Raw genomic sequence first — 14983 nt, forward strand, 5'->3', positions numbered from 1 at the left:
GCGTCCACCTGTGAGGTACGTCTCTGATCTTGTGAGGTGTGTCTTCGATCCTCCCATGCGTGCCGAAAAGGGTCGCGCCAAGGCGTACGGAGGGCGGCGGCCGGCCCCCGGCGTGACGGTGCTCTCCCGTGGTGCCGAGCCGCCCCAGGCCCGGGCGGGCCCGAGTGTCGGTGGGGCGTGGCAGGATCGGGGACGTGGCAGAGACAGCATCGAAGAAGACCGAGAAGACCTCCGGCGGCGGCCGTCCCCGGCTGATGCTCATGGACGGGCACTCGCTGGCCTACCGCGCGTTCTTCGCGCTGCCCGCGGAGAACTTCACGACCGCGACGGGCCAGCCGACGAACGCGATCTACGGCTTCGCGTCGATGCTGGCGAACACGCTGCGCGACGAGACGCCCACGCACTTCGCGGTGGCGTTCGACGTCTCCCGCAAGACCTGGCGCTCCGAGGAGTTCACGGAGTACAAGGCGAACCGGTCGAAGACCCCGGACGAGTTCAAGGGCCAGGTCGAGCTGATCGGCGAGCTGCTGGACGCGATGCGGGCTCCGCGCTTCGCGGTCGAGGGGTTCGAGGCGGACGACGTGATCGCCACGCTGGCCACCGAGGCCGAGGCCGAGGGCTTCGAGGTGCTGATCGTCACCGGGGACCGCGACTCCTTCCAGCTGGTCACCGAGAGCACGACGGTGCTGTACCCGACGAAGGGTGTCTCGGAGCTGACCCGGTTCACCCCGGAGAAGGTTGTCGAGAAGTACGGGCTGACGCCGGCGCAGTACCCGGACTTCGCGGCGCTGCGCGGCGACCCGTCGGACAACCTGCCGGGCATCCCGGGCGTCGGCGAGAAGACGGCCGCGAAGTGGATCAACCAGTTCGGCTCGTTCGCGGAGCTGGTGGAGCGCGTCGACGAGGTCAAGGGCAAGGCCGGGCAGAACCTGCGCGACCATCTGGAGTCGGTGAAGCTGAACCGCCGGCTCACGGAGCTGGAGCGGCGGGTGGAGCTGCCGAAGGCGGTCACCGACCTGGAGCGGGCCGCCTACGACCGTACGGCCGTCGCGATGGTCCTGGACACCCTGGAGATCAGGAACCCCTCGCTGCGTGAGCGGCTCTTCGCCGTCGACCCCGGGGCCGAGGAGGCCGAGACGACGCCGGTCCCGGCGGACGGCGTCACGTTGGACGGCGCGGTGCTGGGTGCGGGCGAGCTGACGCCGTGGCTCGCGGAGCACGCCGGCCAGGCCCTCGGTCTGGCCACGGTCGACTCGTGGGGACTGGGCGTGGGCTCGGTGGCGGAGATCGCGCTCGCCGCGGCCGACGGGGCGGCGGCCTGGTTCGACCCGACGGAGCTGGACGAGGCGGACGAGAAGGCGTTCGCGCAGTGGCTCGCCGATCCGGCCCGGCCCAAGGTGCTGCACAACGCCAAGGGCGCGATGCGCGTCTTCCCCGAGCACGGCTGGTCCCTGGCGGGCGTGACCATGGACACGGCGCTCGCCGCGTACCTGGTGAAGCCGGGCCGCCGTTCCTTCGCGCTGGACGCGCTGTCGCTGGAGTACCTCGGCCGGGAGCTGGCGCCCGCGGCCGCGGCGGACGGCCAGCTCGCGTTCGGTGTCGACGAGGGTGCCGAGGCCGAGGCGCTGATGATCCAGGCCCGCGCGATCCTCGACCTCGGCCAGGCATTCGAGGAGAAGCTGCGGGAGGTCGGTGCGGCGGACCTGCTGCGCGACATGGAGTTGCCCGTCTCCGCGCTGCTCGCCCGTATGGAGCGGTACGGCATCGGGGCGGACCGCACGCATCTGGAGGCCATGGAGCAGTTGTTCGCGGCCGCGGCGCAGCAGGCGGTGAAGGAGGCGCACGCGGCGGCGGGGCACGAGTTCAACCTGGGCTCGCCCAAGCAGCTTCAGGAAGTCCTCTTCGGCGAGCTGGGCCTGCCCAGGACCAAGAAGACCAAGACGGGCTACACGACGGACGCGGACGCGCTGGCGTGGCTCGCCACCCAGACCGACAACGAGCTGCCGGTGATCATGCTGCGCCACCGTGAGCAGGCGAAGCTGCGCGTGACCGTCGAGGGCCTGATCAAGACGGTCGCGGCGGACGGCCGGATCCACACGACGTTCAACCAGACGGTCGCGGCGACCGGCCGGCTGTCGTCGACGGACCCGAACCTGCAGAACATCCCGGTGCGCACGGACGAGGGCAGGGCGATCCGCCGCGGCTTCGTGGTCGGCGAGGGCTTCGAGTCCCTGATGACGGCGGACTACAGCCAGATCGAGCTGCGCGTGATGGCGCACCTGTCGGAGGACGAGGGCCTGATCCAGGCGTTCACCTCCGGTGAGGATCTGCACACCACGGTGGCCTCCCAGGTGTTCGGGGTGGCCCGGGACGCGGTCGACGCGGAGATGCGGCGCAAGATCAAGGCCATGTCGTACGGTCTGGCTTACGGACTGTCGGCCTTCGGTCTGTCCCAGCAGCTGAACATCGAGGCGGCGGAGGCCCGGGCCCTGATGGACACGTACTTCGAGCGCTTCGGCGGAGTACGGGACTATCTGCGCCGGGTGGTGGACGAGGCCCGGGCCACCGGCTACACGGAGACGCTCTTCGGCCGCCGCCGCTACCTCCCGGACCTGAACAGCGACAACCGCCAGCGCCGGGAGACGGCGGAACGCATGGCGCTGAACGCCCCGATCCAGGGCACGGCGGCGGACATCGTCAAGATCGCCATGCTGAACGTGGAGCGGGCCCTGCGCGAGGCCGGTCTCGACTCCCGCATGCTCCTCCAGGTCCACGACGAAATCGTCCTGGAGATCGCTCCCGGCGAGCGCCGGAAGGCGGAGGAACTGGTCCGCCGAGAGATGGCGGCCGCGGTTCAGCTGAGAGCACCGCTGGATGTGTCGGTGGGAGACGGAGGGGACTGGGAGTCGGCGGCGCACTAGAGGCGCGCCGGGCAGCCGTGCCCTTCCCCCCTATGCGGCCCTCGGCCCCGCGGCCGTGGCCCCGATCCGCGCCGGCGGCCGGGGTCAGCGGGGGGTGGGCCGGCTGCGTTCCGGCCGGGGGGCCGACGGGGCGGCGGGGACCGGGCGCAATGCCCTGACCCCCGCCACATACATCGCGAGCCCGACGGCGAGCCCGGCGCCCGCCCCGAAACACACCGGGGGGATCACGTCCCAAGGCTTCGCGGTGGTCCCCCAGGAGGCCCACCACCGGGACGCCCGCTGCACCGCACCCACCGCCGCGCAGCCGCCGATCACCGCACCCGCCAGCCACCGGTCGGCCCAGGACAGCAGTGGCACCTGCGCCTCAGCGCCCGTACCGGCCGGCATCCGCCGGAGCAGGACCGTCAAGAACACCGCGATCACCACCGCGGCCACCACGGAACTGCCGTACTGCGCGTAGGTGTACAGCGGTGTTCCCGCGAATGGCCTTCCCAGCACCGGAAACAACCGCATCCCCCACCGGTCGAGATGCGTGAACGCGTCCCAGACGACATGGGTCAGCGCACCCAGCGCCGCGGAGACGTACCACCGGACGAGCAGCGGGAACGAGATCTTCCGGCGCGGTGTGCCACAGCGCACCAGGGCCGCCACCCGCCCCTGTGCCGCCCGCGGCAGCAGCGCCACCACCGGCTCCCGCAGCACCAGCCACGCCCCCACCAGCGCCCACGCGATGAGCACGTCCACCGTGAACACCCCGGCGACGGAGTGGGTGACGGCACCGAAGTCCATCGCCCCGGACACCGCGCTCGCCGCGACGTAGGTCATGTCGGGCGCGAACGAACCCGCGACGAGGACCGAGGGCACCAGTCGTCCGCGCCCGGATCCGTCCCCGCGTACGGCGGGCAGGACCGCCGCGGCATGGCTGAGGGTGAACGGCACGTCGGCTCCCTCGGCAGACACTCACCGGGTACAACCACCCGGCGATCACAGACGTCCAGTATGAGGGACGGAAGAAACGGGTGAGATGAGCCGCCCCGTGCCGGTGTCCCAGCCCAAGAGCACATGACCAACGGGTGAAAACCGGGCATCAACGGGTGCCGGGGCGACGGAAGTTGTCGTAGGGTCACTTGGTCGCCGTGCTGGGGAGCACGGTCGCACACAGAGAGCGCACCACTACATAAGGTCGTCGACAGGAGGGGTTCACTCAATGGCGGCGCATTTCGGCAGGCGGCTGCGCAAGGGGGCGGCAACCACGGCTGTGGCCGCGGCCGCGGTCGCGGCTCTGGCCGCGTCCCAGGCTCCGGGAGTGACCACCGACGACCAGGGCAGACAGACCACGGGTGCGCAGGCCGCATCCGAACCGGACCCCACCGTCACCGACGGCGGTGACGGCGGTGCCGGCACGGCCACCGGCAACGGCCGCTACTACACGGATCTCCCGCCGCTCAACAGCCCCACCGAGTCCCCCGGCCCGACCGTCGGTCCCACCCCCGGCGGTCCCGGCGGTCCCGTGGGGCCCGCGGTGGCCGGTATCCCGGCCACCGTTCTGGACGCCTACAAGAAGGCGGCCACGGAGCTCCAGCGGTCCAAGCCGGGCTGCAACCTGCCCTGGGAACTGCTCGCCGCCATCGGCCAGGTCGAGTCCGGCCAGGCCCGCGGCGGCCAGGTCGACGCGAACGGCACGACGTACTCGAAGATCCTCGGCCCGCTCCTGGACGGCAACGGCTTCGCGAACATCAAGGACACCGACCACGGCGTCTACGACGGCGACACCACCTACGACCGCGCCGTGGGCCCCATGCAGTTCATCCCGTCCACCTGGGCCTGGGCGGGCCGCGACGGCAACGGCGACGGGGTCAAGGACCCCAACAACATCTACGACGCCGCCCTCGCCGCCGGTCACTACCTGTGCCGTTTCGGCCGTGACCTGTCGGTCCAGTCCGACATGAACGAGGCGATCCTCGGCTACAACGCCTCGCAGGACTATCTGAACACCGTTCTGTCCTGGTACGAGTACTACCGCAAGGGCACGCACTCGGTCCCGGACGGCACCGGCACCGTGCCCAGGCACCACAGCGACTCCGGTGCGAGCCCCGACCCGAAGGCGGGGGAGACCCAGAAGCCCGGCGCCCACAAGCCCGGCCGCCCCCACCAGCCCGGCGGCACCACCCCTCCGGCCCCCTCGACGCCGGGCACGCCCTCGCCCAAGCCGCCCACCGCGAGCGACACGGTGGACCGTCTGACGGACGCCGGTACCGGCAACCTCTCGGCCAGGACGGGCGACACGTTCGACCGGAAGATCACCGTGACGGCCGTGACCAAGGACGGCAAGGCGGTGCCGAAGGTCCGCGTGCGGTTCACGATCGAAGGCGACACGGACGCCACCTTCAAGGGCGGCGAGACCGTGGCGACCGTCGTCACCGACGCTTCGGGCAAGGCCACCGCACCGGCGCTCGTCGCCGGCCAGAAGGCAGGCGGCTTCACGGTCCGCGCCCTCCTCGTGGGCCGCAAGGTCGCCGCCGAGTACCCGGTCACCGTCACCGAACGCCGGGCCGACATCCTCGTCCGCACCAGCTACACCGCGCTGATCTGCGCCCCTGGCGGCGAGTTCGCCGACCAGGTCGAGGTGAAGGCCACGTTGAAGGGCGCCGTCGCGGATGGCGTCGCGGTCACCGCGACCCTCGTCAAGGGGGTCCTCAACCCGACCGAGAACGACAAGGGCCCCTACTTCAAGGACGCCGACGGCAAGACCGTACGCACCCTCATGGGCCTGAAGACCGACGAGAAGGGCCTGCTGAAGCTCCCGAAGCTGTACGCCGACGACACCACCGGCACGTTCCTGCTCCGCATCACCACCGCGGGCGGCGCAACCCTCATGGTCCCGTTGGACGTCACGGCGGCCGCTCCGTCACCCAGCCCGACCGCGTCGGACAGCCCGTCACCGAGCCCGACCGCGTCGGACAGCCCGTCACCGAGCCCGACCGCGTCGGACAGCCCGTCACCGAGCCCGACCGCGTAGCGCCGCGCCGGCCCCGTACGACGGCGGCGCCTCTCCGCCACGGAGGGGCGCCGCCGCCTTGTGCAGCACTCTCGAGCGCCCGTTGCCATGGCGCCGGACCTGATGGGTGGTCAGTTCCCGGTCCGGGAGGCCGTATGCGCGACCTCGGCGCCGCCGCCATCGGTCTCGCCGCGGCGCTCGCCCTGACGGCCCTGGGGTCGTCGTCCGGCAACACATCCCCGAAACCGCTGCTGACGACAGTCCCCAGCCATCCGTGACGGACGGGCAGGCCCCCGACGCCCGCACCGCACGCACAGGGAGGACGCCGAGATGCGACGCGAGGCCGGCCTGATCCTGCCCGCCCCCGCCGTGTTCTTCACGGCGCTGTCCCCCCTGCTGCGCCGGTACGTCTTCCTCAAGGCGCGGAGCCCGCGCCGGTCACCGCCTGAGCCGCGCGTTGGTGTGCCGGGTCGGCTCCGCGCAGGCGGGGTCCTCGGGCCAGGGGTGCTTGGGGTACCGGCCCCGCAGCTCCGCCCGTACGGCCCGGTAGCCGCCCTGCCAGAAGGAGGCGAGGTCGGCGGTGACGGCGACCGGCCGCCCGGCGGGGGACAGCAGATGCACCAGCACGGGCACGCCGGCGATCCTGGGCGACTCCTGGAGCCCGAACATCTCCTGGAGCTTCACGGCGAGGACGGGCCGCTCGGGGTCGCCGTAGTCGATCCGAACGGCGGACCCGCTCGGGACGGTGATCCGCTCGGGCGCCAGCTCGTCGAGCCGGGCGGCATCCCCGGTGGACCAGGGCAGCAGCCGGGAGAGCGCCTGTCCCGCGTCGATCCGCGCGAGGTCGGCGCGCCGCCGCGCACGGCTCAGCTCGGGCTCCAGCCACTCCTCCACGCGCGCGTGGAGCGCGTCGTCGCGGACGTCCGGCCAGGGGCCGGCCAGGTGCAGCCGCAGGAAGGCGAGCCGCTGCCGCAGCACACGGGCCCCCGGCGACCAGTGCAGCAGACCGAATCCCTCCGCCCGCAGCCCGGCCAGCAGGGCCTCCCGGACGAGGCCCGGGGCCGGGTCCCGTAGCGGCCGCACCGCCAGCTCCACGGCCCCGAGCCGCTCGACACGGCGGGCCACGACGTCCCCGTCGGCCCAGTGGACCTCCTCCCCCTCGGTGCGCAGGGCGGCGGCGGCCCGTCGCGCCACGTCCTCGTCCACCACCGCGGCGAGCCGCACGCGCGCGTGGCCCGCGCCGACGGGCCGGTCGGCCACGGCGACCGCGAGCCAGGGAGCACCGCGCAGGCCGGACCCGTCCCCCAGCTCGGCACGGGTGCCGTTCACCATGAGGGAGGAGCCGCCGTCGGTCCGCGCGAGCCGCTCGGGGAAGGCGAGGGCCGCGACGAGACCGGCGACCTGATCGTCAGGTGCCCTCGTCGGCCTTGCCGGACGTTCTACGGCGTGGGGCCGGGCTTCGTCCGGACGGAGCGGGCCACGGTCCGGGGCGGAGGGGAGATCGTCTGTGCCGGCGGGGAGATCGTCGGTATCGGCGGGGAGGTCGCCCGCTCGCGCGGGGAGGTCGCCCGCCGCCGACCGCAGCCGGCGTACTTCGTCCCGCCAGCGGGCCGCGTACGCGTCGCTCCCGCGCCGGGCCGCCCGCCAGGCCGCCGTCAGATCGTCCCCGTACTCCCGTGGCGCCTCCTCGCTCAGCAGGGCGACCACCTCGGCGGCCCGGTTCCCGCCCACCTCCGGCGCCGCGTCCAGCAGCGCCCTGGCCAGCCGCGGATGCAGACCGAGCCGGGACATCCGTACACCCCGTGCCGTGGCCCGGCCCGTCGCGTCCACGGCGCCGACCGCCGTCAGCACCGACCGCGCCGCCGCCATCGCCCCGACCGGCGGGGCGTCCAGGAGCGCCAGTCCGGACGCCTCCGGATCGCCCCAGCACGCAGCCTGCAACGCGAACCCCGTCAGGTCGGCGAGCCTGATCTCCGGCGCCGGGAAACGCGGCAGCAGCGCGTCCTCCGCCTCGGACCAGCAGCGGTAGACCCGGCCCGGCGCCTCACGCCCCGCCCGGCCCGCCCGCTGCCGTCCCGCCGCCTGCGAGGCCCGTACCGTCGTCAGCGCGCTCAGAGCGCGCTCGTGGTCCACCCGTGGCTCCCGCGCGAGCCCGGAGTCGACGACCACCCGCACCCCGGGCACCGTCAGCGACGATTCCGCCACGGACGTCGCCAGCACCACCCGCCGTCCGGCACCGGGGGACAGCACCGCGTCCTGCACGGACGCCGGGGCCCGCCCGTGGACCTGGAGCACATCGACGCGCCCCAAGTCGCCGAGCTGTCCCGCCACGCGAGCGATCTCCCCGACCCCGGGCAGGAAACAGAGGACATCGCCCTCGCACTCGGCGAGCGCCCGCCGCACCACCGACGCCGTATGCGTCAGCAGCGCCGGGTCCACGCGCAACCCGTGCGGTGGCCGCACCGGACGCGCAGGCGGTGCCCACACCACCTCGACGGGGTGCGACACGCCCTCCGCCTCGACGACCGGGGCCCCGCCCAGCAGCCGCGCCCAGCCCTCCGCGTCCGTCGTCGCCGAGGCCGCCACGAGCCGCAGCTCAGGGCGCAGGGTCTCCCGTACGTCGAGCAGGAAGGCGGCGACCGTGTCGGCGTCCAGGTGCCGCTCATGGCACTCGTCGAGCACGACCACGTCGACGCCTGTCAGCTCCTGGTCCCGTTGCAGCCGCTGCAGCAGCACACCGGTCGTGACCACCTCCACGCGCGCGCGGCGCCCCGTCACCCGTTCCCCGCGCACGGTGTAGCCGACGCTGTGGCCGGGCTGCTCCCCGAGCAGCCACGCCATCCGCCGGGCCGCGGCCCGCGCGGCGATCCGGCGCGGCTCGGCGACGACCACACGGCGCGCCGGGCCGCCGCCCACGAGCCCGGCGAGGACCAACGGCACGAGTGTCGTCTTGCCGGTACCGGGAGGAGCGCACAGCACCGCGACACCGTGCTCCTGGAGTGCGCTCCCGAGGGCGGGGACGGCGGAGCGGACGGGAAGGCGGTCGAGGGAGTCGTGGCGGATCACCGCATCAGTGTTCCAGGCGGTGCCGGCACGGCGTCACGGGAGAGACCGGCACGGTGCCACGGGAGCGACGTCGTGGTGCCACCGTCACGGGCCGACGTCGTGGTGCCACCGTCACGGGAGAAAGTCGTGGTCGCACCGACGGCAGAACTGCTTGCGGTGCCAGTCGGCCCATCCCTTCGCCGCCTGGGCCACTCGGTCGCGCAGCGACACCAGCCAAAGGCCCCCGCCGGCCACCCCGACGAACCCCAGCCACGCTTCGGAGAGGAGGAGGGCGCAGCCCAGGGTGAGCAGGCCCAGCGGCTCGGTCCACGGCTCGTCGTCGAGCGTGGGGCGCGCGAGGTGCGGCGCCCCGGCCCGCTGGCCGGCGCTGAGCGCCCTCCAGTGCGCGCTGAGCTTCGTGGTCCTGTCGCTCCGCTTGCAGACCGGACAGACGTGCATGCGCGTACCCCCCACCGCGTGGCACTGCTGACCGCAGCCTCGAGGGTGACCTGTCGACTCATCGGTTGTGCCCCGCCCGCACGGCGGGCACACGCGCGCGGCTGCCCGCACCGCTGATTGGCCGGAACCGCCCCGGCCCCGTGCCGTTCCCCGGTCCCGCTTCCTCAGCCCCGCCCGTGCGCCGTCAGTCCCGCTCGCACACGAAGATCGCCGTACCCGGGATCAGGTTGCCGCGCAACGGCGACCAGCCGCCCCACTCCGAGGTGTTCCAGGCGGGCCACTCGGGCTCGACCAGATCGACCAGCCGGAAGCCGGACGACACGATGTCCCGCACTCGGTCGCCGAGCGTGCGGTGGTGCTCCACGTAGACCGCCCGGCCCTCCTCGTCCTGCTCGACGTACGGCGTGCGGTCGAAGTACGAGGCCGACACCGACAGTCCCTCGGGACCCGGCTCGTCCGGGAACGCCCAGCGGATCGGGTGCGTCACCGAGAAGACGAAGCGGCCGCCGGGGCGCAGCACCCGGTGCACCTCGCGCAGGACCAGGACCGGGTCCGCGACGAACGGCAGCGCGCCGTACGCGGAGCACGCGAGGTCGAAGGAGCCGTCCCGGAAGGGCAGCACGGCCGCGTCGGCCTGGACCAGGGGAATGGTCCCGCCGATGCGAAGGGCGTGCTGGAGCTGGCGGTGGGAGAGGTCCAGGGCCACCGGCCGGGCGCCCTGCCCGGCCAGCCACCGGGAGCACTGCGCCGCGCCGGCGCCGATCTCCAGGACGTCCTTGCCCTTGAGGTCCTCCGGCGGGCCGAGCAGCTCGGCCTCGACCTCGTCGAGGCCCTCGGGGCCCCAGACGAAGCGGTCGTCGCCGAGGAACGTGCCGTGCTCGATCTGGTACTCGTCCGCGTTCCGGTCCCACCAGCCCCGGTTGGCCCGGGAACTCTCCGTGACTCCGGCCGTACGCCGGGTGGCGTCCGGCTCGGACTGCTCGGGCTCTTGGATGATCGGCTCCCTCGTCGTACTCTTCCGTCCGGCCCGCCTCGGCGGTGTCACGGAAAAGGTGTCCTTAAGGCCTGTGCGGCCTCGTGGCGTGTCCGGTATACGGGTGGTGTCGCGCGCCGTGTTCTGCCGGGAATGCGGCGAACCGCCCCGGGTGTGCGGCTTCGCGCATTGACCCTGTCCGGCTGCCCCCGTATGCTACAAGTTGCGCTGCGGGCCTGCGCACCTCAGACGTAGCAGGCTGCGCTCGCATCTGTTGTATGTCCCCTCGGTTGTCGAGGCGCCACCACCAGTGACTGGTAGGGCGCTTCCTTGGCTGTCCGGCTTCTGCAGAGCGAAACGGGCTCCCGGCGTAAGCATTGCCTACGACTTCATGTCCGTACCGGAGCCCTTTCCCACATGACGAGCAGCACCGAGACCACCGCCACCATCCCGCAGGTAGCGGTCAACGACATCGGTAACGAGGAAGCCTTCCTCGCGGCGATCGACGAGACGATCAAGTACTTCAACGACGGCGACATCGTCGACGGCGTCATCGTGAAGGTCGACCGGGACGAGGTCCTGCTCGACATCGGTTACAAGACCGAAGGTGTCATCCCGAGCCGCGAGCTCTCGATCAAGCACGACGTCGACCCGAACGAGGTCGTTGCCGTCGGCGACGAGATCGAGGCCCTCGTCCTCCAGAAGGAGGACAAGGAAGGCCGCCTGATCCTCTCGAAGAAGCGCGCCCAGTACGAGCGTGCCTGGGGCACCATCGAGAAGATCAAGGAAGAGGACGGCATCGTCACCGGTACCGTCATCGAGGTCGTCAAGGGTGGTCTCATCCTCGACATCGGCCTCCGTGGCTTCCTCCCGGCCTCCCTGGTCGAGATGCGCCGCGTCCGTGACCTCCAGCCGTACGTCGGCAAGGAGCTCGAGGCGAAGATCATCGAGCTGGACAAGAACCGCAACAACGTGGTCCTGTCCCGCCGTGCCTGGCTCGAGCAGACCCAGTCCGAGGTGCGCCAGACGTTCCTCACGACCCTCCAGAAGGGTCAGGTCCGCTCCGGTGTGGTCTCCTCGATCGTCAACTTCGGTGCCTTCGTGGACCTGGGTGGCGTCGACGGTCTGGTCCACGTCTCCGAGCTGTCCTGGAAGCACATCGACCACCCGTCCGAGGTCGTCGAGGTGGGCCAGGAGGTCACCGTCGAGGTCCTCGACGTCGACATGGACCGCGAGCGTGTCTCCCTGTCGCTGAAGGCGACCCAGGAAGACCCGTGGCAGCAGTTCGCCCGCACCCACCAGATCGGCCAGGTCGTGCCCGGTAAGGTCACGAAGCTGGTTCCGTTCGGTGCGTTCGTCCGCGTGGACGAGGGCATCGAGGGTCTGGTCCACATCTCCGAGCTGGCCGAGCGCCACGTGGAGATCCCGGAGCAGGTCGTCCAGGTCAACGACGAGATCTTCGTCAAGGTCATCGACATCGACCTCGAGCGCCGTCGCATCAGCCTCTCGCTGAAGCAGGCCAACGAGGCCTTCGGTGCCGACCCGGCCTCGGTCGAGTTCGACCCGACCCTGTACGGCATGGCCGCGTCCTACGACGACCAGGGCAACTACATCTACCCCGAGGGCTTCGACCCGGAGACCAACGACTGGCTGCCGGGCTACGAGAAGCAGCGCGAGGAGTGGGAGCGCCAGTACGCCGAGGCGCAGACCCGCTTCGAGCAGCACCAGCAGCAGGTCATCAAGTCCCGCGAGGCGGACGCTGCCGCTGCCGCCGAGGGTGGCGAGGCCGCCGCTCCGGCCGCGACCGGCGGTTCGTACTCCTCCGAGGGTGGCGACACCTCCGGCGCCCTGGCGTCGGACGAGGCGCTGGCCGCCCTGCGCGAGAAGCTGGCCGGCGGCCAGAGCTGAGCGCTCGTCGCTAGGCATTAGCCGCTGACCGAGGGCCCGCCCCCCACTGGGGGGCGGGCCCTCGGTGCGTCGCCTCCTCTCCGGGGCGCGGGCGACCGCCGGGTGTCGTCCGCCGCCGTGCGGGACAGGGTCCGGGCGACTGCCGGGTCCGCTGTTGTGCGGCACAGGGCGCGGTCGGTCGCCGTCGCGGGCGGTCTTCGGCGCGCCGGCGTGCTCCCACGCGCCGCGCGCGGGCCGGGAATGCCCACGCCGCGAAGCGCGTTGTGCCGGAAAGTACACGAGGAGGAGCGGTCCACAGTGCTTGATCCGCAGGGTTTGTACGCATGGGAGCCGAAAGGGCTGGCCGTCGTCGACATGGCGCTCGCCCAGGAGTCGGCAGGCCTGGTCATGCTCTACCACTTCGACGGATACATGGACGCGGGTGAGACCGGCGACCAGATCGTCGACCGGCTCCTCGACGCGCTGCCGCACCAGGTCGTGGCCCGCTTCGACCACGACCGGCTGGTGGACTACCGTGCGCGCCGTCCGCTGCTCACCTTCAAGCGAGACCGATGGACGGCGTACGAGGTCCCGTCCATCGAGGTGCGCCTGGTTCAGGACGCCACCGGTGCGCCTTTCCTTCTGCTGACCGGCCCCGAACCGGACGTGGAGTGGGAGCGGTTCGCCGCGGCCGTCCGGCAGATCGTGGAGCGGCTCGGTGTCCGTCTGGCCGTCAACTTCCACGGCATCCCGATGGGTGTGCCGCACACCCGCCCGGTGGGCCTCACCCCGCACGGCAACCGCAGCGACCTCGTGCCGGGCCACCGCAGCCCCTTCGAGGAGGCGCAGGTCCCCGGCAGCGCCGAGTCCCTGGTCGAGTACCGGCTCATGGAGGCCGGGCACGATGTCCTCGGCGTCGCCGCGCACGTCCCGCACTACATCGCCCGCTCCCTGTACCCGGACGCCGCGCTGACCGTTCTGGAGGCCATCACGGCCGCGACGGGACTCGTCCTCCCGGGGATCGCGCACTCGCTGCGCACGGACGCGCACCGCACGCAGACGGAGATCGAACGCCAGATCCGGGAGGGCGACGAGGAACTGGTCGCGCTCGTGCAGGGCCTCGAGCACCAGTACGACGCCGCTGCGGGCGCCGAGACGCGCGGCAACATGCTCGCGGAGCCCGTCGAGATCCCGTCCGCGGACGAGATCGGACAGGAATTCGAGCGCTTCCTGGCGGAGCGCGAGGGCGAGGGCTGAGCGCAGGGGTCTGCCGCCGCGACTGTCGGTGGCAGGCCGTAGGCTTCCCGTCATGCTGAAGGTGGGTCTGACCGGCGGTATCGGCGCCGGCAAGAGCGAGGTGTCGCGGCTGCTCGTGGAGTGCGGAGCCGTGCTGGTCGACGCGGACCGTATCGCGCGCGAGGTCGTCGAGCCCGGCACTCCCGGGCTCGCGGCGGTCGTCGAGGCCTTCGGAGAGGACGTCCTCACACCGGACGGCAGCCTGGACCGCCCCGGACTGGGCTCCCTCGTCTTCTCCGATCCCGAGAAGCTCGCCGTCCTCAATGCGATCGTGCACCCCCTGGTCGGCGCCCGCTCCCGTGAGCTGGAGAGTGCCGCGCCCGAGGACGCCGTGGTCGTCCACGACGTACCCCTGCTCACGGAGAACGGACTCGCCCCGCTCTACGACGTGGTGGTCGTCGTCGACGCGAGTCCCGGCACCCAGCTCGACCGGCTCGTCCGGCTGCGTGGCATGACGGAGGAGGACGCACGGGCGCGTATGGCCGCCCAGGCATCGCGTGAGAAGCGCCTGGAGACAGCGGACATCGTCATCGACAACGACGTCCCCCTGGAGGAGCTGCGACGGCGGGTGAGGGACGTATGGGCGGATCTCGTGCGCAGGGCCGGGCGTTCACCGGAATAGCGGTCGCCGCGGGAAGCGTTGAATCGCTCCAGTGAGGGAAGGACTCAGCTGTGCCCGAGATCAGCGATCCCACCGGACGTACTCCGGAGACCCATGTGATCGACTTCCGTGCCGCTGAGCAGTTGCTCGCCGCACGGGACCCACGAGGCGCGGTCAAGCTGCTGGACGGCGTGATCGCCGCGCACCCGGAGAACACGGCCGCGCGGCTGCTGCGCGCGCGTGCCTTTTTCGCCGCCGCCCAATTGCGCCCCGCCGAGCTGGAGTTCAGCATCGTGCTGGAGCGTGAGCCGGACAACGCGTTCGCGCACTTCGCGCTGGCCCGCACCTACGAGCGTCAGGCGCGGCCCGAGGAGGCCAAGCGGCACTTCCGGCTGGCGGCCGCGCTGGACCCCAACCCGCAGTACCTCAAGGCTGCGGGCTTCGACTCATAGCCCGAGGCGGCGGCCTTCGACCGGTCGAGGGACGGCGGCAAAAGCGCGACGGCCGCTACCAGCGGCGCCGGTCCGGTGGCGGATACGGCGGGACGTCGCGGCCCGGCTGCCAGTGGGCCCCCTGCCGGATGTGCCGCACGATCATGGCCAGGTCCGCGCTGATCACCAGCCACAGCACGCCGCACGCGGCTGCCCAGCCCTCTCGCCCCACGAGCGCGAAGACGACCGTTCCGAAGGTCGCCCAGGCCAGGCCCCAGACGCTCAGCCACAAGCGCATCCGCAGCGCACTGCGCGCCGTCGCCGGTTCACTGCCCGTACGCATCACCATCACCACTCCTGACCGGACACGTA

12 protein-coding genes are annotated in these 14983 nt (G+C 72.1%); 7 read left to right on the forward strand and 5 right to left on the reverse strand.

Features of this window, described 5'->3' with window-relative positions:
- Positions 1 to 194 precede the first annotated feature (194 nt).
- Complete coding sequence (polA, locus tag ACWD5Q_RS03715) at positions 195 to 2921, forward strand: DNA polymerase I (RefSeq protein WP_451425361.1); 2727 nt, start codon at positions 195 to 197, stop codon at positions 2919 to 2921.
- 84 nt (positions 2922 to 3005) lie between these two features.
- Here polA and ACWD5Q_RS03720 read toward each other — a convergent pair whose 3' ends face one another.
- Positions 3006 to 3860 carry a DUF4184 family protein gene (locus ACWD5Q_RS03720; protein WP_451425362.1) on the reverse strand — a complete coding sequence of 285 codons (855 nt, stop codon included), beginning with the start codon at positions 3858 to 3860 and terminating at the stop codon, positions 3006 to 3008.
- 268 nt (positions 3861 to 4128) lie between these two features.
- Here ACWD5Q_RS03720 and ACWD5Q_RS03725 point away from each other — a divergent pair, with 268 nt between their 5' ends.
- Positions 4129 to 5940, forward strand: coding sequence for a lytic transglycosylase (locus ACWD5Q_RS03725; RefSeq protein WP_451425363.1), 1812 nt, complete (start codon positions 4129 to 4131; stop codon positions 5938 to 5940).
- Between the two features lie 134 nt (positions 5941 to 6074).
- Positions 6075 to 6197, forward strand: a complete 123-nt coding sequence (locus ACWD5Q_RS03730; RefSeq protein ID WP_451425364.1) for an SPW_0924 family protein — start codon at positions 6075 to 6077, stop codon at positions 6195 to 6197.
- A gap of 160 nt (positions 6198 to 6357) precedes the next feature.
- Here the strand turns inward: ACWD5Q_RS03730 and ACWD5Q_RS03735 are convergent, their stop codons facing one another.
- The 3 genes from ACWD5Q_RS03735 to ACWD5Q_RS03745 form a co-directional block, all read right to left on the reverse strand.
- Positions 6358 to 8985 carry an ATP-dependent RNA helicase gene (locus ACWD5Q_RS03735; RefSeq protein ID WP_451425365.1) on the reverse strand — a complete coding sequence of 876 codons (2628 nt, stop codon included), beginning with the start codon at positions 8983 to 8985 and terminating at the stop codon, positions 6358 to 6360.
- 111 nt (positions 8986 to 9096) lie between these two features.
- Positions 9097 to 9423, reverse strand: a complete 327-nt coding sequence (locus ACWD5Q_RS03740; protein ID WP_451425366.1) for a hypothetical protein — start codon at positions 9421 to 9423, stop codon at positions 9097 to 9099.
- A 184-nt stretch (positions 9424 to 9607) separates the two neighbouring features.
- Entirely contained in the window at positions 9608 to 10468 is an 861-nt protein-coding gene (locus ACWD5Q_RS03745) for a class I SAM-dependent methyltransferase (protein ID WP_451425367.1), read from the reverse strand.
- Between the two features lie 345 nt (positions 10469 to 10813).
- Between ACWD5Q_RS03745 and rpsA the strand changes: the two genes are divergently transcribed.
- The 4 genes from rpsA (at position 10814) to ACWD5Q_RS03765 (ending at position 14632) form a co-directional block, all read left to right on the forward strand.
- A complete protein-coding gene (rpsA, locus tag ACWD5Q_RS03750; protein ID WP_451425368.1) occupies positions 10814 to 12304 on the forward strand; it encodes a 30S ribosomal protein S1 in 1491 nt (496 codons plus the stop codon).
- A 297-nt stretch (positions 12305 to 12601) separates the two neighbouring features.
- Positions 12602 to 13540, forward strand: coding sequence for a PAC2 family protein (locus ACWD5Q_RS03755; protein WP_451425369.1), 939 nt, complete (start codon positions 12602 to 12604; stop codon positions 13538 to 13540).
- 52 nt (positions 13541 to 13592) lie between these two features.
- Positions 13593 to 14201, forward strand: a complete 609-nt coding sequence (gene coaE, locus ACWD5Q_RS03760; protein WP_451425370.1) for a dephospho-CoA kinase — start codon at positions 13593 to 13595, stop codon at positions 14199 to 14201.
- Positions 14202 to 14251: 50 nt separating this feature from the next.
- Positions 14252 to 14632: a tetratricopeptide repeat protein gene (locus ACWD5Q_RS03765; protein ID WP_311697067.1), complete on the forward strand. Its 381-nt coding sequence runs from the start codon at positions 14252 to 14254 to the stop codon at positions 14630 to 14632.
- Positions 14633 to 14687: 55 nt separating this feature from the next.
- On the opposite strand, the gene ACWD5Q_RS03770 is transcribed toward ACWD5Q_RS03765, so the two are convergent.
- Positions 14688 to 14960, reverse strand: a complete 273-nt coding sequence (locus tag ACWD5Q_RS03770) for a DUF6343 family protein (protein WP_451425371.1) — start codon at positions 14958 to 14960, stop codon at positions 14688 to 14690.
- Positions 14961 to 14983: the final 23 nt, after the last annotated feature.

It is taken from the genome of Streptomyces sp. NPDC002513 (assembly GCF_053595355.1).